General features: G+C 66.4%; 21 protein-coding genes. 17 read left to right on the top strand and 4 right to left on the bottom strand.

Going from position 1 to position 17,730, the window contains the following annotated elements:
• The first annotated feature begins 202 nt into the window (after positions 1 to 202).
• From WDM86_15980 to WDM86_15940, 9 genes are read left to right on the top strand one after another with little or no spacing between them, the layout of a single operon-like run.
• Positions 203 to 427: a twin-arginine translocase TatA/TatE family subunit gene (locus WDM86_15980; GenBank protein ID MEI9991529.1), complete on the top strand. Its 225-nt coding sequence runs from the start codon at positions 203 to 205 to the stop codon at positions 425 to 427.
• A 3-nt stretch (positions 428 to 430) separates the two neighbouring features.
• On the top strand, positions 431 to 883 hold the full coding sequence (tatB, locus tag WDM86_15975) for a Sec-independent protein translocase protein TatB (GenBank protein MEI9991528.1): 453 nt from the start codon (positions 431 to 433) through the stop codon (positions 881 to 883).
• Entirely contained in the window at positions 880 to 1,689 is an 810-nt protein-coding gene (tatC, locus tag WDM86_15970; protein ID MEI9991527.1) for a twin-arginine translocase subunit TatC, read from the top strand. Before tatB ends, tatC begins: the two co-directional genes overlap by 4 nt.
• Positions 1,690 to 1,744: 55 nt before the next feature.
• On the top strand, positions 1,745 to 2,053 hold the full coding sequence (locus WDM86_15965) for a hypothetical protein (GenBank protein MEI9991526.1): 309 nt from the start codon (positions 1,745 to 1,747) through the stop codon (positions 2,051 to 2,053).
• Positions 2,054 to 2,113: 60 nt separating this feature from the next.
• Positions 2,114 to 3,577 (top strand): serine--tRNA ligase, encoded by a 1,464-nt coding sequence (gene serS, locus WDM86_15960; protein MEI9991525.1) that lies wholly within the window; start codon positions 2,114 to 2,116, stop codon positions 3,575 to 3,577.
• Entirely contained in the window at positions 3,574 to 3,918 is a 345-nt protein-coding gene (locus tag WDM86_15955; protein MEI9991524.1) for a gamma-glutamylcyclotransferase family protein, read from the top strand. Before serS ends, WDM86_15955 begins: the two co-directional genes overlap by 4 nt.
• Before the next feature lie 15 nt (positions 3,919 to 3,933).
• Entirely contained in the window at positions 3,934 to 4,710 is a 777-nt protein-coding gene (surE, locus tag WDM86_15950) for a 5'/3'-nucleotidase SurE (GenBank protein ID MEI9991523.1), read from the top strand.
• Positions 4,711 to 4,726: 16 nt separating this feature from the next.
• Positions 4,727 to 5,386 carry a protein-L-isoaspartate(D-aspartate) O-methyltransferase gene (locus tag WDM86_15945; GenBank protein ID MEI9991522.1) on the top strand — a complete coding sequence of 220 codons (660 nt, stop codon included), beginning with the start codon at positions 4,727 to 4,729 and terminating at the stop codon, positions 5,384 to 5,386.
• Positions 5,387 to 5,401: 15 nt separating this feature from the next.
• Positions 5,402 to 6,127, top strand: a complete 726-nt coding sequence (locus WDM86_15940; protein ID MEI9991521.1) for a peptidoglycan DD-metalloendopeptidase family protein — start codon at positions 5,402 to 5,404, stop codon at positions 6,125 to 6,127.
• Here the strand turns inward: WDM86_15940 and WDM86_15935 are convergent.
• Positions 6,124 to 7,005, bottom strand: coding sequence for an ATP-binding protein (locus tag WDM86_15935; protein MEI9991520.1), 882 nt, complete (start codon positions 7,003 to 7,005; stop codon positions 6,124 to 6,126). The genes WDM86_15940 and WDM86_15935 overlap by 4 nt on opposite strands.
• 103 nt (positions 7,006 to 7,108) lie before the next feature.
• Here WDM86_15935 and yajC point away from each other — a divergent pair, with 103 nt between their 5' ends.
• The 4 genes from yajC (at position 7,109) to WDM86_15915 (ending at position 10,644) form a co-directional block, all read left to right on the top strand.
• A complete protein-coding gene (yajC, locus tag WDM86_15930; GenBank protein ID MEI9991519.1) occupies positions 7,109 to 7,417 on the top strand; it encodes a preprotein translocase subunit YajC in 309 nt (102 codons plus the stop codon).
• A gap of 6 nt (positions 7,418 to 7,423) precedes the next feature.
• On the top strand, positions 7,424 to 9,058 hold the full coding sequence (gene secD, locus WDM86_15925) for a protein translocase subunit SecD (protein MEI9991518.1): 1,635 nt from the start codon (positions 7,424 to 7,426) through the stop codon (positions 9,056 to 9,058).
• A gap of 65 nt (positions 9,059 to 9,123) precedes the next feature.
• Entirely contained in the window at positions 9,124 to 9,753 is a 630-nt protein-coding gene (locus WDM86_15920) for a urate hydroxylase PuuD (GenBank protein MEI9991517.1), read from the top strand.
• A 69-nt stretch (positions 9,754 to 9,822) separates the two neighbouring features.
• The gene (locus WDM86_15915) at positions 9,823 to 10,644 is read left to right on the top strand and encodes a phytoene/squalene synthase family protein (GenBank protein MEI9991516.1); all 822 of its coding nucleotides are present in this window, start codon (positions 9,823 to 9,825) and stop codon (positions 10,642 to 10,644) included.
• Here WDM86_15915 and trmFO read toward each other — a convergent pair whose 3' ends face one another.
• Complete coding sequence (trmFO, locus tag WDM86_15910) at positions 10,645 to 11,982, bottom strand: methylenetetrahydrofolate--tRNA-(uracil(54)-C(5))-methyltransferase (FADH(2)-oxidizing) TrmFO (protein MEI9991515.1); 1,338 nt, start codon at positions 11,980 to 11,982, stop codon at positions 10,645 to 10,647.
• 107 nt (positions 11,983 to 12,089) lie between these two features.
• Here trmFO and WDM86_15905 point away from each other — a divergent pair, with 107 nt between their 5' ends.
• Complete coding sequence (locus WDM86_15905) at positions 12,090 to 12,380, top strand: hypothetical protein (GenBank protein MEI9991514.1); 291 nt, start codon at positions 12,090 to 12,092, stop codon at positions 12,378 to 12,380.
• Positions 12,377 to 12,808 (top strand): TA system VapC family ribonuclease toxin, encoded by a 432-nt coding sequence (locus WDM86_15900; GenBank protein ID MEI9991513.1) that lies wholly within the window; start codon positions 12,377 to 12,379, stop codon positions 12,806 to 12,808. The genes WDM86_15905 and WDM86_15900 overlap by 4 nt, the downstream gene beginning before the upstream one ends.
• Here the strand turns inward: WDM86_15900 and WDM86_15895 are convergent.
• Positions 12,805 to 14,238: an amidase family protein gene (locus WDM86_15895; GenBank protein ID MEI9991512.1), complete on the bottom strand. Its 1,434-nt coding sequence runs from the start codon at positions 14,236 to 14,238 to the stop codon at positions 12,805 to 12,807. The genes WDM86_15900 and WDM86_15895 overlap by 4 nt on opposite strands.
• 2 nt (positions 14,239 to 14,240) lie before the next feature.
• Positions 14,241 to 15,671 (bottom strand): amidase family protein, encoded by a 1,431-nt coding sequence (locus tag WDM86_15890; protein MEI9991511.1) that lies wholly within the window; start codon positions 15,669 to 15,671, stop codon positions 14,241 to 14,243.
• A gap of 146 nt (positions 15,672 to 15,817) precedes the next feature.
• Between WDM86_15890 and WDM86_15885 the strand changes: the two genes are divergently transcribed.
• Positions 15,818 to 16,741, top strand: coding sequence for a hypothetical protein (locus tag WDM86_15885; GenBank protein ID MEI9991510.1), 924 nt, complete (start codon positions 15,818 to 15,820; stop codon positions 16,739 to 16,741).
• Entirely contained in the window at positions 16,738 to 17,616 is an 879-nt protein-coding gene (locus WDM86_15880; GenBank protein ID MEI9991509.1) for a hypothetical protein, read from the top strand. The genes WDM86_15885 and WDM86_15880 overlap by 4 nt, the downstream gene beginning before the upstream one ends.
• Positions 17,617 to 17,730 lie beyond the last annotated feature (114 nt).

Raw genomic sequence — 17,730 nt, 5'->3', positions numbered from 1 at the left:
TCACGCGGAGCCGCGGAGAACGCGGAGGTGCAGAACTCCGCGGCTCCGCGCCTCCGCGTGAAACTGACCGGCCGGAATAGTCTCAATGACCACGAGGGTATACTCTGCTGTAGCTTGCACCCGGGCCCCCGAAAGGTCTTAAAGGGGCGCAGTGACCGGGCCCGGTGGCCCGACCCGTTCAACGGGGGAGAAGGAGAGTTTCATGGGTGGCCTCAGCATTTGGCATCTCTTGCTGTTCGCGGCGGTGGCCCTGCTGCTGTTCGGCGGGCGCGGCAAGATCTCCGACCTGATGGGCGACGTCGCCAAGGGCATCAAGAGCTTCCGCCAGGGCCTGAACGATCCGGAGGACGCCAAGACGATCCCCGGCACGCCCACCCCGCCGCCCGCCGCAACGCCGAACAAGGACCAGACGACCGTCGGCCACTAAGCCATGCTCGACCTGAGCTGGAGCCATATCCTCATCCTGCTGATCGTGGCGCTCGTCGTGGTGGGGCCGAAGGATTTGCCGCGCCTGATGCGCATCGTCGGCCAATGGATGGGCAAGGCCCGCAAGATGGCCGACGAGTTCCGCAAGAGCTTCGACGACATGGCCCGGCAATCCGAGCTCGACGAGCTGCGCAAGGAGATCGAGAATCTGCGCCATGAGCGGCCGCTGGCCGATGTCGAGCGCGACCTGAACCGCTCGATCCTGCCCGACGACATGCGTGACCCGGCGCCCAAGCCTTCGATCGAGGCCGAGCCGGTCGAGATCGAAAGCGCGCCCGCGCCGCGAAGCGGCGAATCGGAAATCCCTTCCATGCCCGACCCGCATGCCGAGGAGGTTGTCGTCGCCGAGCCCGCCGCCCCGATCGCCGCCGACGGTCTGCACCCGCCCGCGCCATGAACAAGCCGACCGACGACGACGAAGCGGCCATCGAGGCGACCAAGGCGCCGTTGATGGATCATTTGGTCGAGCTGCGGCGGCGGCTGATCTATTCGATCCTCGCCTTCTTCGTCTGCTTCTGCCTCTGCTTCTTCCTCGCCAAGCCGATCTACGGTTTCCTGACCCAGCCGCTGTCGGCGGCGCTGCCCCTGGGGCAAGGCCACCATCTGATCGCCACCGGCCTCGCCGAGACCTTCTTCACCTATGCCAAGCTCGGCGCCTTCGGCGGGCTCTGCCTCGCCTTTCCGATCATCGCGGCGCAGCTCTGGCTGTTCGTCGCCCCCGGCCTCTACAAGCACGAGCGCAACGCCTTCCTGCCGTTCCTGCTGGCGACGCCGTTCATGTTCGCGCTGGGCTTTTGCTTCGTTTTCTACATCATGCTGCCGAATGCCATCCGCTTCTTCGTCAGCTTCGACACCCAGGGCTCGGCGCAGACGCTGGGCATCCAGCTCCAGGCGCGGGTGAGCGAATATCTCGATTTCGTGATGACGCTGATCATCGCCTTCGGCCTGTGCTTCCAGCTTCCGGTGCTGCTGGCGCTGCTCGGCCGCGTCGGGATGATCACATCGAAGCAGCTCCGCGCGATGCGCCGCTACGCCATCGTCGGCATGACGGCGGTGGCCGCGATCCTCACGCCGCCCGACGTGTTCTCGATGGTGAGCCTGTTGGTGCCGCTGGTGGCGCTGTACGAGGTTTCGGTGCTGATCGTCTGGCTGATCGAGCGCGACCGGAACAAGAAAGACGCGGCGGCGGCCGCCGGCACCTAGGGTCCAAATCGCCGCGGCGTTCGTTATAGTACGGTAGCCACCGGTGACCCGCGCCATGCGCTTGCCGATCCTTGTCTTTGCCGCCTTGCTGGCGTTCGCGCCCATGGCCCGGGCGGCGCCGACCTGCCAGGACCGGATCGGCGACACGATCCGCTGCGGCACGCCCGGCGCGATGCCGGTCGGCTGGACGCCTTCGCCGCAGGTGCTTCTGGCGAAACGCAATTCCCGGCCCGACGGCACCGGGGAAGCGCTGAAGGCGGCGGTGGTGATTGCGTTATTCCTTGCCCTGATCGCGCTCCTCCCCGAATTCGACGGCACCAAAGCCACCGACTGGGACCGCCAGGAAGGCGACGAGGAGGGGTAGGGCGTGCCGCTTTGACCCTCTCGCCGCCCCATGCCATTACGCGCTCCCCAGGAGCGGTCCATGCACGACATCAAATTCATCCGGGACAATACCGACGCCTTCGTCTCAGGCCTGGCGCGGCGGCCGGCTTATGCCGAGAGCGCGGTCTCCGAAACGCGGAAGATCCTCGCCGCCGACGAGGATCTGCGCACGCTCCTGACCGACCTGCAGCAGAAACAGGCCCGCCGCAACGAGGCGTCGAAGCTGATCGGCCAGGCCAAGTCCAAAAAGGACGAGGCGGGCGCTGCCGCGCTGATGGCCGAGGTCGCCGCCATCAAGGACGCGATCCAGGCCGGCGAGGCGAAACAGCGCGAGCTTGAAGAGAACCTCAAGAATCTCCTCGCCGTCATCCCGAACCTCCCCGCCGCGGACGTGCCGGACGGCGAGGACGAGCACGCCAACGTCCCGGTCCCGGAGCGCGACTTCAAGGCGGCGCGCATCCCGGCCTCCGGCATCAACCAGCCTAAGGAGCATTTCGAGATCGGCGAGACGCTCGGCCTGATGGATTTCGAGCGCGCCGCGAAGGTCTCCGGCGCCCGGTTCGTCTATCTGAAGGGCGCGCTGGCCCGCCTCAACCGCGCCCTGGCGAGCTTCATGCTCGACAGCCACACGACGAAGTTCGGCTACGAAGAAATCGTACCGCCAATGTTGGTGCGAGACGAAGCAGCGTTTGGTACGGGCCAGCTTCCAAAATTTGAGGAAGAGCTCTTTTCGACTACCAAGTCGATGAGCCAGATTGCGAAAATTTTCGAGGCAAACAAAAGAGCGTTGGCGAGACCCGAAGTTCGAAATCTTCTTCTGTTACGCAATGACGAAGTTGCATTCGACGAAGCTTTTCGAAGTGCTTCAATGGAAGAGCTCCAAAAAAACTTTGAACGCCTCTGGCTCATCCCCACCGCCGAAGTCCCGCTGACCAACTACGTCAACGGCGAAATCCTCGCCGAGGCCGAGCTGCCGATCCGTTTCACGGCCTATACGCCCTGCTTCCGCTCCGAGGCCGGCGCCGCCGGCAAGGACACGCGCGGGATGATCCGCATGCACCAGTTCGACAAGGTCGAGCTCGTCTCCATCACCGCGCCGGAACAGTCCAACGCCGAACACGAGCGCATGACCGATGCGGCGCAGGCGATCCTGAAAAGCCTCGATCTGCGCCATCGCGTCGTGACGCTGTGCGCCGGCGACATGGGCTTCGGGGCGCGCAAGACCTACGACATCGAGGTCTGGCTGCCGGGGCAGAACCGCTATCGCGAGATTTCCTCCTGCTCGAACTGCGGCGACTTCCAGGCGCGGCGGATGAACACCCGCTATCGCGGCGCCGACGGCAAGGGCAAAGGCCCGGTGCACACGCTGAACGGTTCAGGGTTGGCCATCGGAAGAACGCTGATCGCGATCCTGGAGAACTACCAGGACGCCGACGGCGCCATCGCCATCCCCGACGCGCTGAAGCCCTATATGGGCGGCCTCGAAAAGATCGAGAAGCGATGAGCGCGGTGGAGAAGCTGTTTTCCTACGGCACGCTGCGCGAGGAGACCGTGCAGCGCGCCGTCTTCGGCCGCCCCGTGCCGGGCACGCCGGACGCGATCCTCGGCTACCGGCTGGCGCCGTTCACGATCCGCGACGCGGGCGCCATCGCGATCAGCGGCCATTCCGACCACACCATCCTGGATGCGACCGGCGATCCGGCCGACCGGATCGAGGGCCTCGTCCTGGCGCTGACGCCGGAAGATCTCGCCCGCGCCGACGCCTATGAGGATGCCGGCTACAAGCGTGTCAAAGCCGAGCTGCGCTCGGGCGCCGACAGCGCCTGGGTGTATGTCCGGGCCTAAGGAAAGTTGTCATCCATGCGTATCCTGGTCACCAATGACGACGGCATCCATGCGCCGGGCCTCGTCGCGGCCGAGAACATCGCCCGCGCCCTTTCCGAAGACGTCTGGGTGGTCGCGCCCGAGACCGAGCAGTCCGGCGCCTCGCATTCGCTGACGCTCACCATGCCGCTGCGCCTGCGCGAGATCGAGAAGCGGCGCTTCGCCGTCACCGGCACGCCGACCGATTGCGTCCTGATGGCCTGTGCCCATGTGATGAAGGACAAGGCGCCCGACCTCATCCTTTCCGGCGTCAATCGCGGCTCCAACATGGCCGACGACGTCACCTATTCGGGCACCATCGCGGGGGCGATGGAGGGCTGCGCGCTCGGCATTCCCTCGATCGCGATGAGCCAGTCCTACGGCCTGGTCGAAGGCACCGAGGTGCGCTGGGATTGCGGCGAGGTCCAGGGCCCGCCCCTCATCCGCAAGCTGGTCGAGCTCGGCTGGCCGGACGATGTGCTGATGAATATCAACTTCCCCGACACGGCGCCCGCCGACGTGCAGGGCATCGACATCTGCGCCCAGGGCAAGCGCGATTTGCAGACCGCGGCGCTGGACCGGCGCATCGACGCGCGGGGCAATCCCTATTTCTGGATCGGCTTCAAGCGGGTGCGCTCCAACCCGCCGGAGGGCACCGATCTGCACGCGATCTACAACCGGCGCATCGCGGTGACGCCGCTGCATCTGAACCTCACCGAGTTCGCGGTGCTGGAGAAAATGAAACAGAAGCTGGGCAAGCTCCCGCTGGCATAGCAGCCGAGGCGATGCCATGACCGATCCGCGCCAGATCCAGCTCATCATGGAGCTTCGCCGCCAGGGCATCTCGGACCTGCGTGTGCTCGACGCGATCGAGCGCACGCCGCGCGATCTGTTCGTCGACAAGCCGCTCGAATACGCGGCCTACAACAACACCGCGCTGCCCATCGCCTGCGGCCAGACGATCAGCCAGCCCTATGTCGTCGCCTATATGACCCAGCAGCTCGACGTGAAGCCCGACATGCGCGTGCTGGAGATCGGCACCGGCTCCGGCTACCAGGCCGCGGTGCTCAGCCCGCTGTGCCGCCGCGTCTACACGGTCGAGCGGCACAAGCTTCTGCTCGAACAGGCGCAGGCGCGGTTCAAGGCGCTGAAGCTGCACAACATCGCCACCAGGCTGGGCGACGGCTACCAGGGCTGGGCCCAGCAGGCGCCGTTCGACCGTATCTTGTTGTCCTGCGCGGTCCAGGCCGTGCCGCCAATCCTTATCGAACAGTTAAAAATCGGCGGCATCCTCGTGGCGCCCGTAGGTAATGCCCCGCAATCGGAAAACCCGGATTGCTTGGAAAGCTTTTCTCAACGATTAACGAAGATGATCCGAAACGAGACAGGTGTGACGGAAGAAGTCCTGATCCCCGTTGTCTTCGTCCCGATGCTCTCGGGACTGCCCTAAGAAGCGAGACGTGAGATGAATCGGAAATCTTCGTTGCAGCGCCTGGCCGCGGCCGCCGCTTTCGCCCTGCTGTCCTCCATCGCGCTGTCCGGCTGCGTCGCCGACACGCCGAAAACGGCGCTCGACTGGTATCCGCAGGGCGAACACGTGCCGCATCCGACGCCGCGTCCGAACATCGCCGAGAATGCGCCGCGCGCGCCGCATCGCGCGCCGCGCCCGCGCCCGGTCCAGACCGCCTCGCTCGATTGCCCGGTGCCGCGCGCCAAGCCGACGACGACGCCGGCCTGGTACGCCAGCACGACGCCGCCGGCGCCGATCCAACCGGCGAACTACACGCCCATACAGGGCGGGCTCGCCTTCTCCTGGCCGCTCAGCGGCCCGGTCGTCGCCGAATACGGCACGACGGTCAGCGGCGAGCGCAATGACGGGATCAATATCGCGGTGCCGTCCGGCACGCCGATCCATGCCGCCGCCGCCGGCCAGATCAGCTATGCCGGCAACGAATTGCGCGGCTATGGCAACCTGGTTCTCATCAAGCACGACGACGGCTATGTCACGGCCTACGCCCATGCCGACCGCATCGTGGTCAATCGCGGCGACTATGTGCAGAAGGGCCAGATCATCGGCTATGCCGGCCAGACCGGCGACGTGACGAGCCCGCAGCTCCACTTCGAGATCCGCAAGGGCGTCGCGCCGGTGAACCCGCACACGCTGCTGGCGAGCGCGCGGACGGCGAGCTAAAGCGTCTTCCCGAGCGCGCCGCTCAGGTCCTGGATGAACTGCCAGGCGACGCGGCCCGAGCGGCCGCCGCGCCCCGCCGCCCAGGCGAGCGCCTTGGCGTAAAGCTCGTTCTTCTCCACGCTCAGCCCGAAATGCGCGGTGTAGGCGTCGATCATCGCGAGATATTCGTCCTGGCCGCAATTGTGGAAGCCGAGCCACAGGCCGAAGCGGTCCGACAGCGAGACCTTCTCCTCGACCGCCTCGGACGGATTGATCGCGGTGGAGCGCTCGTTGTCCATCATCTCGCGCGGCATCAGATGGCGCCGGTTCGACGTCGCGTAGAACAGCACGTTCTCCGGCCGGCCCTCGAGGCCGCCTTCCAGCGCCGCCTTCAGCGATTTGTAGCTGGTGTCGTCGTGATCGAACGATAGGTCGTCGCAATAGAGCAGGAAGCGCCGCGCGTCGCCGCGCAGGATGCGCAGCAATTGCGGCAGGCTGGCGATCTCCTCGCGATGGATCTCGACCAGCACCAGGCGCGCCTTGCCCTTGACGCCGCGATTGACCTCGGCATGCGCGGCCTTCACCAGCGAGCTCTTGCCCATGCCGCGCGCGCCCCAGAGCAGCGCGTTGTTCGCCGGCAGGCCGCGGGCGAAGCGGCGCGTGTTCTCCAAGAGCGTGTCGCGCGACGCCTCGATGCCCTTGAGCAGCGACAGCGGCACGGCCGATATCTTCGGCACCGCGATCAGCCCGCCATGCGCCGGCTCCCACACGAAGGCGTCGCCGTCGGCCGGCGCCCTGGCGGGAAGCGCCGCCGGAGACAGGCGCTCGAGCGCCCCGGCGATCCGCTTCAGGAGCGCCGTTTCGGCCTTGTCGGCGCCGGTTTTCGGAGGCTTCGCCATCGGCTAAATCCTTGTTTTCCCATGGTTGCAAAGGAGGGAAGCGTAGCTATATTCCCGCCCGATAAGCCGCGCCTTCGCGTCGCATTAGCCATCCGGACACAAGATGCAAGACCTTCTGGCCAATCCGCTCGTCATGCTCATCCCGATGGGGCTGATTTTCTATTTTCTGGTCATGCGTCCGCAACAGCAGCAGGCCAAGCAGCACCGCCAGGCGATCGACAATCTGCGCCGCGGCGACACGGTGGTGACGGCGGCCGGCATCGTCGGGCGCGTCGCCAAGGCGCCGGTGAAGGAAGACCCCGAGATCACCGTCGAGATCGCGGACAACGTGCAGGTCAAGGTGGTCAAGACGACCCTGTCCGAGGTGCGGGCCAAGACCCAGCCGGTCGACACCAAGTCGGACAAGAGTTGAGCGGCCATGCTGCAGGTCTCCAACTGGGTCCGCATCGTCGTCCTGGCGATCCTTCTGGGCGGCGCGCTGATCGCGCTGCCCAATGCGCTGCCGGCGTCGGTGCTCGCGAAATTTCCCGCCTGGCTTCCGACGCGGACGGTATCGCTCGGCCTCGACCTGCAGGGCGGATCGCATCTGCTCCTGGAGGTGGAATTCGACCAGGTCAGCAAGGACAAGCTGGAGTCGCTGACGAGCGATATCCGCCGCGCTTTGCGCAAGGCGCATCCGGCGATCGGCTATAAATTCCTGGAGCCGGGCGCCGATTCGATCGCGGTGCAGATCACCGATCCGGCGCGGCGCGACGAAGCGCGCACGCTGGTCCAGGCGCTCAACCCCGCGGTCGGCGGCGGCGTGCTGGCGGTCGGCGCCAAGGCCTATGACTTCAACGACAACGGTCAGGGGCTGTTCCGGCTCAAGATGACCGACGCCTACAAGGAGCAGACGCGGCAGGACATTCTCGGCCAGTCGATCGAGGTCGTGCGCAAACGCATCGACCAGATGGGCACGCGCGAGCCCACCATCGAGCGGCAGGGCGACGACCGCATCGTCGTCGAGGTGCCGGGCCTCAGCGATCCGCAGCGGCTGATCGACATGCTGGGCACGACCGCGAAGATGAGCTTCCAGCTCGTCGACGAGGCGGCGGAAGGCAGCGGCGCCGCCCAGCGCGGCGTGGCGCCGATCGGCGACGACATCCTGCCGATGGCCAAGGGCAAGAACGGCCTGCCGCTGGGCCCGCCCATCGTGGTCGAGAAGCGCATCGTGGTCGCCGGCGACCGCCTGGTCGATGCACGGCAGGGCTTCGATCCGCGCGGCGGCGAGCCGGTGGTCGAATTCCGCTTCGACAGCGTCGGCGCCAAGCAGTTCGGCGACGTGACCAAGGCCTATCCGGGCGGCACGCAGCGCTTCGCCGTGGTGCTCGACAAGCAGATCATCACCGCGCCGTCGATCAACGAACCGATCCTGACCGGTTCGGGCCAGATCTCGGGCTCGTTCACGGTGGAGAGCGCCAACGATCTCGCCACCCTGCTGCGGGCCGGCGCGCTGCCGGCGCCCCTGAAGGTGATCGAGCGGCGCACCGTGGGTCCGGGCCTCGGCGCCGACCAGATCAAGGCGGGCCGCTATTCGGCGCTCGCCGGGCTCGCTTTGGTGGCCCTGTTCATGATCGCGCGCTACGGCCTGTTCGGCCTGTTCGCCGACATCGCCCTGACGCTGAACATCGTCCTGCTCCTGGCGGCGCTGACGCTGTTCGGCGCCACGCTGACGCTGCCCGGCATCGCCGGCATCGTGCTGACCATGGGCATGGCGGTCGATGCCAATGTGCTGATCTTCGAGCGCATAAAGGAAGAACAGCGCAACGGGCGCAGCATGCTGGCCTCGATCGACCAGGGCTTCCGCCGCGCCATGGCGACCATCATCGACGCCAATTCGACCCATCTGATCGCCGCCCTGATCCTGTTCCAGCTCGGTTCGGGACCGGTCCGCGGCTTCGCCGTGACGCTCGGCGTCGGCATTCTCACCTCGTTCTTCACCGCGGTGATGGTGACGCGGCTGGTTGTGGTGATGTGGCTCAACATCCGCCGCCCCAAGCGATTGGCCATATAGAGAAAAGGGCTGAAAAGCCCGAGAATTGGGGTAAAGTTCCGGCGGACTCATACGGGAGGGTGGCCATGGCGGCTTTTTTGGGGAATCTGCGCAATGTGGTGATCGCGGGCTTCGTGCTGGCGCTCATCGTGCTTCTCATACACTTGCAGCGGGACGGCTGGCATATAGACGCCGAGACCTTCGCGACATTTCTGCTGCGCTGGGCGCACATCATCTGTGGCGTGATGTGGATCGGCCTTTTGTGGTACTTCAACTTCGTCGCCACGCCGACCACGCCGTCCATTCCCGCCGAATTGCGGCCGGCGCTCGGCAAGTACATCACGCCGGCGGCGCTGTTCTGGTTCCGCTGGGGCGCCATGGGCACGATTGTGTTCGGCATCCTGCTGGCAGGCATCAACCGCTATATCGTCCAGGCATACACGCTGGATATCGTGGACGCGGGCGGCGCCTTCGCAACCACCAGCTACCTCATGATCGGCATCGGCATGTGGCTGGGCACGATCATGTGGTTCAACGTCTGGTTCGTGATCTGGCCGAACCAGCAAAAGGCGCTGAATATTGCCAACAAATATCCCGACCTGTCGGCGGATGCGAAGGCGGCATCGGCAAAGACCGCCGGCCAGTTCAGCCGCATCAACACGCTGCTCTCCATCCCGATGCTGTTCTGCATGGCGGCAGCGACGCACTGGCCCTAGGCGAAAGCTGGAAGGGGCCAACGAAACGGGCCGTCGGAGCGATCCGGCGGTTCTTTCGTTGGAGAGAGGATGAGCGGCGAAACGATAGCGGAGCTGGTGCGGCGCGCCGATCCGGACCGTTACCTCTCGGCCCTGTTCGCGCCGGCGCAAAAGCGGCCGCTGCTGCTCGCGCTCTATGCCTTCAACGTCGAGACCGCCCGTGTCGCCGACACGGTGCGCGAGCCGATGATGGGCGAGATCCGCCTGGAATGGTGGCGCGAGGCGCTCGAAGGCGCGCGGGCGGGCATGCCGCGCAACCACGAGGTGGCGCGGGCGCTGGCCGGATTGTTCGCCGCGGCCGAGCTGCCGGCGGAATGGTTCGAGGCGATGGTCGCGGCGCGGGCGTTCGATTCGTCATCCGACGTCTTCGCCGACCGCGCGGCCGTGGAGGCCTATTGCGATGCGACGAGCGGCAATCTGATGCGGCTGGCGGCGCGCATCCTCGGCCGGGAGAACGACGCGCTGGCGCGCGAGGCCGGTGTCGCCTATGCGCTGGCGGGCATCCTGCGCTCCATCCCGCACCACACGGCGCGGCACAAGACCTTCCTGCCGCAAAGCCTGATGCAGGCGGTGGGTCTCACCAGGGACGCGCTGTTCGTCAGCCACGAGCGCGACAAGGTGAAGGCCATCGTGGCGCAGATGGCGATCTGGGCGCGGGAGCATCTCGCCAAGGCGCGCGCGCTGCGCGCCGGGCGCGAGGAATTGCCGGCCTATCTTCCCGCCTCGCTGACGCCGCTGTTTCTCCGGCGCGTCGCCGGGCGCGGCTTCGATCCCCTGCACCACGCGCCGCAGGTGCCGATCCATCGCCGCCAGATCCGCCTGCTCGCGGCGGCGATGCGCGGGCGGATCTGACTATTCCGCCGCTGCCTTCGACGGATTCAGCCAAGCCTCGAGATCGGCCAGCGCGCGATGCGACTGTGCCCGCTTGCGGTCCTTGCCCTTGGTCTTGGGCGGCGGTTCGGGGAACAGGCCGAAATTCACGTTCATCGGCTGGAAGGTCTTGGCGTCCGCGCCGCCGGTGATGTGGCCGAGCAGGGCACCGAGCGCGGTGGTCGGCGGCGGCGCGATGGCCTCGCCGCCGACGAGTTCGGTGGCGGCAAAGCGGCCGGCCAGCAGGCCGATGGCGGCGCTCTCGACATAGCCTTCGACGCCGGTCACTTGTCCCGCGAAGCGCAGTGACGGCCGCGGCTTCAGCCGCAATTGGCGGTCGAGCAGGCGCGGCGAGTTGATAAAGGTGTTGCGGTGCAGGCCGCCGAGCCGCGCAAAGGTCGCGTTCTGCAGGCCCGGGATCATGCGGAAGATGCGCGCCTGCTCGCCATGCTTCAGCTTGGTCTGGAAGCCCACCATGTTCCACAGCGTGCCGAGCGCGTTGTCCTGGCGAAGCTGCACGACGGCATAGGGCCGCTCGGTCCTGCGCGGATCGCTGAGGCCAACCGGCTTCATCGGCCCGAAGCGCAGCGTCTCGGGCCCGCGCGACGCCATGACCTCGATCGGCAGACAGCCCTCGAAATAGGGCGTCGAGGTCTCCCATTCCTTGAAGTCGGTCTTGTCGCCGGCGAGCAGCGCGGCGATGAAGGCTTCGTATTGCGCGCGGTCCATCGGGCAATTGACGTAGTCGGCGCCGTCGCCCTTGTCGTAGCGCGACTGCATCCAGCAGACGTCGAAATCGATGGAGTCGCGGTTCACGATCGGCGCGATGGCGTCGAAGAACGACAGCGACTCCTCGCCGGTCAGCGCGCGCACCGCTTCCGCCAGCGGCGGCGAGGTGAGGGGGCCGGTCGCGAGGATGGTCGAGCGCCAGCTTTCCGGCGGCAGGCCGGCGACTTCCTCGCGGACGATTTCGATATCGGGATGGCGCGAGAGTTCGCGCGTGATCGTTTCGGAGAACGGCACGCGGTCGACCGCCAGCGCGCCGCCGGCCGGCAGCCGGTGCGCATCGGCGGTCCGCATGATCAGCGATCCGGCGCGCCGCATCTCCTCGTGCAGGAGACCGACGGCATTGTTCTCCCAATCGTCGGAGCGGAAGGAGTTGGAGCAGACCAGCTCCGCCAGCCCGTCGCCGACATGCGCCTCGGTGCCGCGCACCGGGCGCATTTCGTGGAGGACAACCTTCACGCCGGCCTGCGCCGCCTGCCAGGCGGCTTCGCTTCCGGCCAATCCGCCGCCGACAATGTGCAGTTTTTCGCTCATGGCGCTGTCGTTAGCACCTCGCTAAGCCCCTGAAAATCCTGGATCGCCGCGTGCTCTCGATCGGGCCTCTTGACATCAAGGCATCAAATATTTGATGCTTTGATGCCATGCGGAAGAAAACCGGCCCCAAGCGTCGAAATACGCTGACCATCGACGACGACAACGCCGTGCGGCTCGAGCGTCTGCGCAAGGAGCGCGACCTCAGCTTCAAGCAGATCGTCAACGACGTGCTCCGCCGCGGCCTGAACGAAGCGGAGAAGCCGTTCCGGCCGAAAGAGCGGTTCGAGACGCAGGTCTTTCGCAATACGCAGCCGGCGTTCAAGACCGAAGCCGAATTCAAGGAGTTGGTCGACCAGCTAGACGTCGAGGATGCCCTGCGAAAGCTCGGTCGCTTGTGATTCTGATCGACACCAACCTTCTGCTCTACGCGATCATCGAGGACTATCCTCAGCATAAACGCACGCGGCATTGGCTCGACGAGCAATTCGCCGGAAGCGGGCGGGTCGGACTTCCTTGGCACAGCCTGCTCGGATGCATTCGACTAGCGTCCAATCGGAAGATCTACGCGCGGGGCCCGTCTGCCGACGAAGTGTGGCAGGTCGTGCGGAAATGGCTCGCGCTCGACAATGTCTGGGTCCCGCTTCCGACCGAGCGGCATGCCGAACTGATCGACGGATTCTTCTCCACGTCGAATGTGAGAAGCGACGACGTCATGGACATCCATCTCGCCGCGCTCGCCATCGAGCATGGCTTGACGCTATGCAGCGCGGACAATGGCTTCGCGCGCTATCGCAACCTGCGCTGGCTCAATCCCCTCGAATCTTAGTTCCAGATCGGCGGCTTGCGGTCGATCCAGGGGTGCGCCTGTTCGATCTGGGCGGCGAGGCGGAACAGCGTCGCCTCGTCGCCATGGCGGCCCGAGAACATCATCGCCAGGGGCAGTCCATCGCCCGACAGGCCCATCGGGACCGACATCGCCGGCTGGCCGGTCAGATTGGCGATCGGCGTCAGGCCGAAGGTCTGGCCCTGGCGGCGGTTGAACTCGCGGGCGCGCACATTCATCGGATCGAGGAAGCCGAGCGGCGGCGGCGGGGTGATCTGGATCGGCTGCAGCAGCACGTCGAATTCGCGATAGAGCGCCAGGATCTGGCGGCCGATCACGCGGATGGTCTGAAGCCCCCAGGCGACATCGCGCGGCGTCATCTCCTTGGCGGCGCGATAGCCGACCAGCGCCAGCCATTCGAGCGTCGAAATATCGATCGGGCGCTGCATCTTCTCCGCCCATTCCTCATAGCCGACCACGGCCACCGCGCCGGAGACGAAGCCCTGCGCCTTGTAGAGCTTGCGCAGATTGGCATCGAGCGCCGTCTTCTCGATCATGGTGTGGCCGAGCTCGCCGCACAGCTTCACGGTCTTCTCGAAGGTCGCCTGCACGTCGGGATGCAGCGGCGTGTCCTGGATCGTCTGGGCGCAATAGGCGATGCGCAGGCGGCCCGGCGCGGTCTGAATCTCGTCCGTATAGGGCCGCGCCTTCGGCACCGGTGCATAGGGCGCGTCGTCCTCGGGATAGCCGGTCCAGTCCAGCATCGCGGCGCTGTCGCGCACGGTGCGGGTCACGACGTGATCGACGATCAGGCCGTGGGCGCGGCCGCGATCGTCGGGACCGCCCGGATTGCGCGACTGCGTCGGCTTCAGGCCGAACAATCCGCATTGCGCCGCCGGGATGCGGATCGAGCCGAGCCCGTCCGAGGCATGCGCCATCGGCACGATGCCGGCAGCGACCGCCGCCGCCGCGCCGCCGGACGAACCGCCGGTGCTGTGCTCCGGATTCCACGGATTGTGGCAATTGCCGAGGAAGCGTCCCTCGGTCGTGCCGGGAATGCCGAATTCCGGCGTGTTGGTCTTGCCGGCGAGCACCATGCCGGCGGCGCGGTAGCGCTTCGTCAGCTCGGAATCGTGCCGCGAGACATAGCCGGCGAGCAGCGCGCTGCCATTGGTCATCGGCCAGCCGGCGACTTCCATATTAATGTCCTTGATCAGGAACGGCACGCCCTTGAACGGCCCGTCGGGCAGTTTCGCCGCCGCCACCGCGCGCGCCTCGTCATAGGCCTTGTGGACCACGGCATTGAGAGCGGGATTGTGCTTCTCGATGCGCGCGACGGCTTCCTCGAGAAGCTCGGCCGGCGTGACCTCGCCCCGGCGCACGAGATGGGCCAGGCCCAGGCCGTCGAAATCGGCATATTCGGAAAACGCCATCGTCAGATCCCCAGTTTGGAATAGCGGCCGGCCCAGGGTGCCGCTTTCTCCAGTTCGGCGGCAAGCTTGAGCAGGGTCATCTCGCCGCCGGCCCGGGCGGTGAACTGCACGCCGAGCGGCAGGCCCGCCTTGCTCCAGTTGAACGGCAGGTTGATGCCCGGCGCGCCGGTCGCGTTCTGCATCGAGGTGAACGGCACATAGCCGAAATTCGGCGCGAAGCCCTTCTGCACGTCGGTCTCGTCGATATCGATCGTGCCGAGCGTCATCGGCGGACGGCCGAGCGTGGCGGTCAGCCAGACGTCGTAGGTCTCGTGCCATTTCGCGATCGTGCGTCCGGCGCGCATCATCGCCTGGCGGGCCTCGGTAAGCTGCACCGCGCTCACCTTCAGGCCCATCTCGTAGAGGCCGAGCGTCAGCCCTTCGACGACATCGAGCGACGGCGCGATGCCCGTCTGCCGTTCCAGCATCTTCAGGCCATAGGCCACGTTGGCGCACCAGATCGCGGAGAAGGCGCCGATCAGTTCGCCGGCGTTTAGCGGCGGGTCGGTCTCTTCGACGAAGTGGCCGAGGCTTTCGCACAGCTTGGCGGTCTTCTTCACCGCCGCCGTCACCTCCGGATCGTGCGGCGTGCCGTTCATCATCCTGGTGCTGACGGCGATCTTCAGACGCTTGGGCTTGCGCCGGATGCCTTCGAGATAGGACCCCTCCGGCGGCGGCGCGAAATAGGGATCGCCGTAGTCGATGCCGCAGATCGCATCGAGAGCGGCGGCGGTGTCGCGGACGCTCTTGGTGACGACGCCGTCGATGGAAAGGCCGCTGGTCGCGTCGCCGGCGTCCGGTCCCTGGCTGACGCGGCCGCGCGTCGCCTTGAGGCCGACCAGGCCGCAGGCGGACGCCGGAATGCGGATGGAGCCGCCGCCGTCGGTGGCGTGCGCGATCGGCACGATGCCCGCGGCGACCGCGGCTGCCGAGCCGCCCGACGAACCGCCGGTCGAATGCGCCAGGTTCCACGGATTGTGGGCCGGGCCGTAAAGCTTGGACTCGGTCGTCGGCAGGATGCCGAATTCGGGGACATTGGTCTTTCCCATCGGGATAAGGCCGGCCGCCTTGAAGCGCGTCACAATCGTGGATTCGACCGCAGCCGGCGCGGGCGGCACATAGCGCGAGCCGGACCGCGTCGGCCAGCCGACGACGGTGGCGCGCATGTCCTTGAGCAGCATCGGCACGCCGCTAAAGGCGCCCCTGGCGAGCTTGCCCCGGGCGGCCGCGCGGGCGCCGTCATAATCGGCGAAGACGATGGCGTTGAGCGCCGGGTTCAGGTGCTCGGCCCGCGCGATGGCGGCGTCCAGCACTTCGGACGGTTTGATCTTCTTCGCCTTGACGAGCGCGGCAAGACCCAGGGCGTCGTGGGACGCATACTCGGTGAAACGCATATTCGGTCCTTGCTGTCGCCGAGCGAACTTATCCGAGGCGTCTCGAATATGTCACGGCCTGCTTCGCGGCATTGCAACATGCCTTTACGTCAATTGCCGCGACGGGGGGCGGGCTTTAGTATGGCTGCGCAGCGGTGGGGCAAGCCATGAAGATTCCATTCGAGCGCACGATCGCCGGCGCCTATCGCTTCGCCTTCACCAATATCCTGTCCGTCATCGGCATCGGCTGGTTTCCCTATCTTCTCGTGGCCGCGCTCGGCGTCGGCTTGGCGATCCTTCTGTATCCGACCGCCCATGGGCTGTGGCTCGAGGACCGCAAGACCATCGACACGGCGAAGCTGGTGACCAACATCGTGCCGCTCGTGGGCGCCGTCGTGCTGGTCCTGCTGGCGCTTCTCGTCGCGCAGGCGATGGTGACCGTCGGATTGATGCGCAAGGCGCTCGGCCAGCATCCCGGCCCGGTGTTCGTTTTCTTCTCGCTCGGCCGTCAGGTCTGGCAGCTGATCGGGTCTTACGTCCTGATGGTGCTGCTCGTCTGGGGCGGCATCGTTCTGGTGACGCTGGGGATCGGCGCGGTCGGCGTGGTGCTGGGCCAGGTCGCCGCCAAGGCGATGCCCGTCGTGGTGGGCGTGCTGGCGTTCATCGCGGTCCTTGGATATTTCTACACGGTCCTGAGGCTGTCCTTCTTCATTCCGGCCGTCGTCGTCGCGGAGGACCACATCGGCTTGCGGCGATCCTGGCATCTGGGCCGCGGCAATTTCTGGCGTATCCTCGGCATCACGCTCATCGTGAGCCTGCCGGTCCAGTTGGCGGCATCGACGATCTCCTCGACCATGTTGCAGATCACGATGGGGCCGGGACTGGGCTTGCAACCTGGGCCGATGACGGACGCGCAGGGCCAGAAGTTCGTCGCCGACCTGTTCGACGTTGCGCGCCGCGTCGGACCCTATTACGCCATATTGCAGATTCTATATCTTGCCCTGCTGTCGGGACTTACGACCGGGGCGGTAGCGAACGCCTACAAGGCGGTGGCCGGCGAAGGCTCGGCGGACACGAAAGCGGTGGCATGAACAAGATTCCGGTCGGCGAGACCATCCGTTTTGCCTATGCGTTCACCTTCGGCGAAATCGGTACCGTGATCGGGCTGACCTGGATCCCCCTGGTGATCAACGCCGTCGGCGCGTTCCTGGTCGAGCGCGTGCTGGGCGACGCCGACCCGGCCGCCGGCGCGGCGCTGCCGCCCGGTTTCGGCTATTTCGCGCTCTACGGCATCGTCGCGGTGCTGCTCGTCGCCATGGTCGCGGTGGCGATCACGCGGCAGGCGCTGGGCCTGCGCCAGGGACCGGCCATCGCCCATGTCTCGCTCGGCACCGCGGAGCTGCACGTGTTCGGCGGGATCGCCGGGCTCTATCTGCTGTTCTTCATCTTCGCGATGGGATTGGCGCTGGCGATCGTCGTTGTCGGCGGCGCGGCGGCGTTGCTGGCGCCGTCCAAGGCGGCCGGCGAGATCATCGGCGCGGCCGGCGGGTCGCTCGCGGCGCTGGCCGGGCTGGGCGCGATCTTCTATGCCGTGGTGCGGCTCAGCTTCCTGTTCGTGCCGGCCTCGATCGGCGGCGGCGGATTCGGATTGTCGCGCAGCTGGGAACTGACGAAGGGAAATTTCTGGCGCATCGTGGCGGTCGGCGCGGCGACCGCGCTGCCGGCGATGCTCGTCGTCTTCGCGATCAATCTGGCGATACTGGGTCCGGACTACATCGCCAGCATCATCGCGATGTTCCGCGACCAGGCGCATCTGGCGAAATACGCCGCCGAGCAGTCGCGGATGACCTCGGCCAGGATGCCTTTGCTGCTGGGCGTGGGCCTGGTCCTGTCGCCGATCAGCTATGGGCTTCTGTTCGCGCCGGCCGCCTTCGCGTATCGCGCCTTGTCGGGCAAGCCGGTTTAGCCGCCGAGTCCCATCGTGGCGGAGACGATCCGGGTGCTCCGGGTAAGCATCGCCTATGGCGCGATGACGCAGGGCTGGATGATCTTCGCCGCCCACACGCCGGCAATCTCCGGC

Source organism: Rhizomicrobium sp. (genome assembly GCA_037200045.1).
Lineage (GTDB): Bacteria > Pseudomonadota > Alphaproteobacteria > Micropepsales > Micropepsaceae > Rhizomicrobium.
The sequence above is the reverse complement of the archived record's forward strand: the minus strand, read 5'-3'. Positions and strand labels throughout refer to the sequence as shown.

What these genes read in the sequence shown, in the direction of transcription:
- WDM86_15940 (MEI9991521.1), top strand. Translation starts at nt 5,402, where the DNA reads ATGAATCGGAAATCTTCGTTGCAGCGCCTGGCCGCGGCCGCCGCTTTC.
- WDM86_15890 (MEI9991511.1), bottom strand. Translation starts at nt 15,671, where the DNA reads ATGCGTTTCACCGAGTATGCGTCCCACGACGCCCTGGGTCTTGCCGCG.
- WDM86_15945 (MEI9991522.1), top strand. Translation starts at nt 4,727, where the DNA reads ATGACCGATCCGCGCCAGATCCAGCTCATCATGGAGCTTCGCCGCCAG.
- WDM86_15935 (MEI9991520.1), bottom strand. Translation starts at nt 7,005, where the DNA reads ATGGCGAAGCCTCCGAAAACCGGCGCCGACAAGGCCGAAACGGCGCTC.
- WDM86_15905 (MEI9991514.1), top strand. Translation starts at nt 12,090, where the DNA reads ATGCGGAAGAAAACCGGCCCCAAGCGTCGAAATACGCTGACCATCGAC.
- WDM86_15895 (MEI9991512.1), bottom strand. Translation starts at nt 14,238, where the DNA reads ATGGCGTTTTCCGAATATGCCGATTTCGACGGCCTGGGCCTGGCCCAT.
- secD (MEI9991518.1), top strand. Translation starts at nt 7,424, where the DNA reads ATGCTGCAGGTCTCCAACTGGGTCCGCATCGTCGTCCTGGCGATCCTT.
- trmFO (MEI9991515.1), bottom strand. Translation starts at nt 11,982, where the DNA reads ATGAGCGAAAAACTGCACATTGTCGGCGGCGGATTGGCCGGAAGCGAA.
- surE (MEI9991523.1), top strand. Translation starts at nt 3,934, where the DNA reads ATGCGTATCCTGGTCACCAATGACGACGGCATCCATGCGCCGGGCCTC.
- yajC (MEI9991519.1), top strand. Translation starts at nt 7,109, where the DNA reads ATGCAAGACCTTCTGGCCAATCCGCTCGTCATGCTCATCCCGATGGGG.
- WDM86_15955 (MEI9991524.1), top strand. Translation starts at nt 3,574, where the DNA reads ATGAGCGCGGTGGAGAAGCTGTTTTCCTACGGCACGCTGCGCGAGGAG.
- WDM86_15965 (MEI9991526.1), top strand. Translation starts at nt 1,745, where the DNA reads ATGCGCTTGCCGATCCTTGTCTTTGCCGCCTTGCTGGCGTTCGCGCCC.
- tatB (MEI9991528.1), top strand. Translation starts at nt 431, where the DNA reads ATGCTCGACCTGAGCTGGAGCCATATCCTCATCCTGCTGATCGTGGCG.
- WDM86_15980 (MEI9991529.1), top strand. Translation starts at nt 203, where the DNA reads ATGGGTGGCCTCAGCATTTGGCATCTCTTGCTGTTCGCGGCGGTGGCC.
- WDM86_15920 (MEI9991517.1), top strand. Translation starts at nt 9,124, where the DNA reads ATGGCGGCTTTTTTGGGGAATCTGCGCAATGTGGTGATCGCGGGCTTC.
- serS (MEI9991525.1), top strand. Translation starts at nt 2,114, where the DNA reads ATGCACGACATCAAATTCATCCGGGACAATACCGACGCCTTCGTCTCA.
- tatC (MEI9991527.1), top strand. Translation starts at nt 880, where the DNA reads ATGAACAAGCCGACCGACGACGACGAAGCGGCCATCGAGGCGACCAAG.
- WDM86_15885 (MEI9991510.1), top strand. Translation starts at nt 15,818, where the DNA reads ATGAAGATTCCATTCGAGCGCACGATCGCCGGCGCCTATCGCTTCGCC.
- WDM86_15915 (MEI9991516.1), top strand. Translation starts at nt 9,823, where the DNA reads ATGAGCGGCGAAACGATAGCGGAGCTGGTGCGGCGCGCCGATCCGGAC.
- WDM86_15880 (MEI9991509.1), top strand. Translation starts at nt 16,738, where the DNA reads ATGAACAAGATTCCGGTCGGCGAGACCATCCGTTTTGCCTATGCGTTC.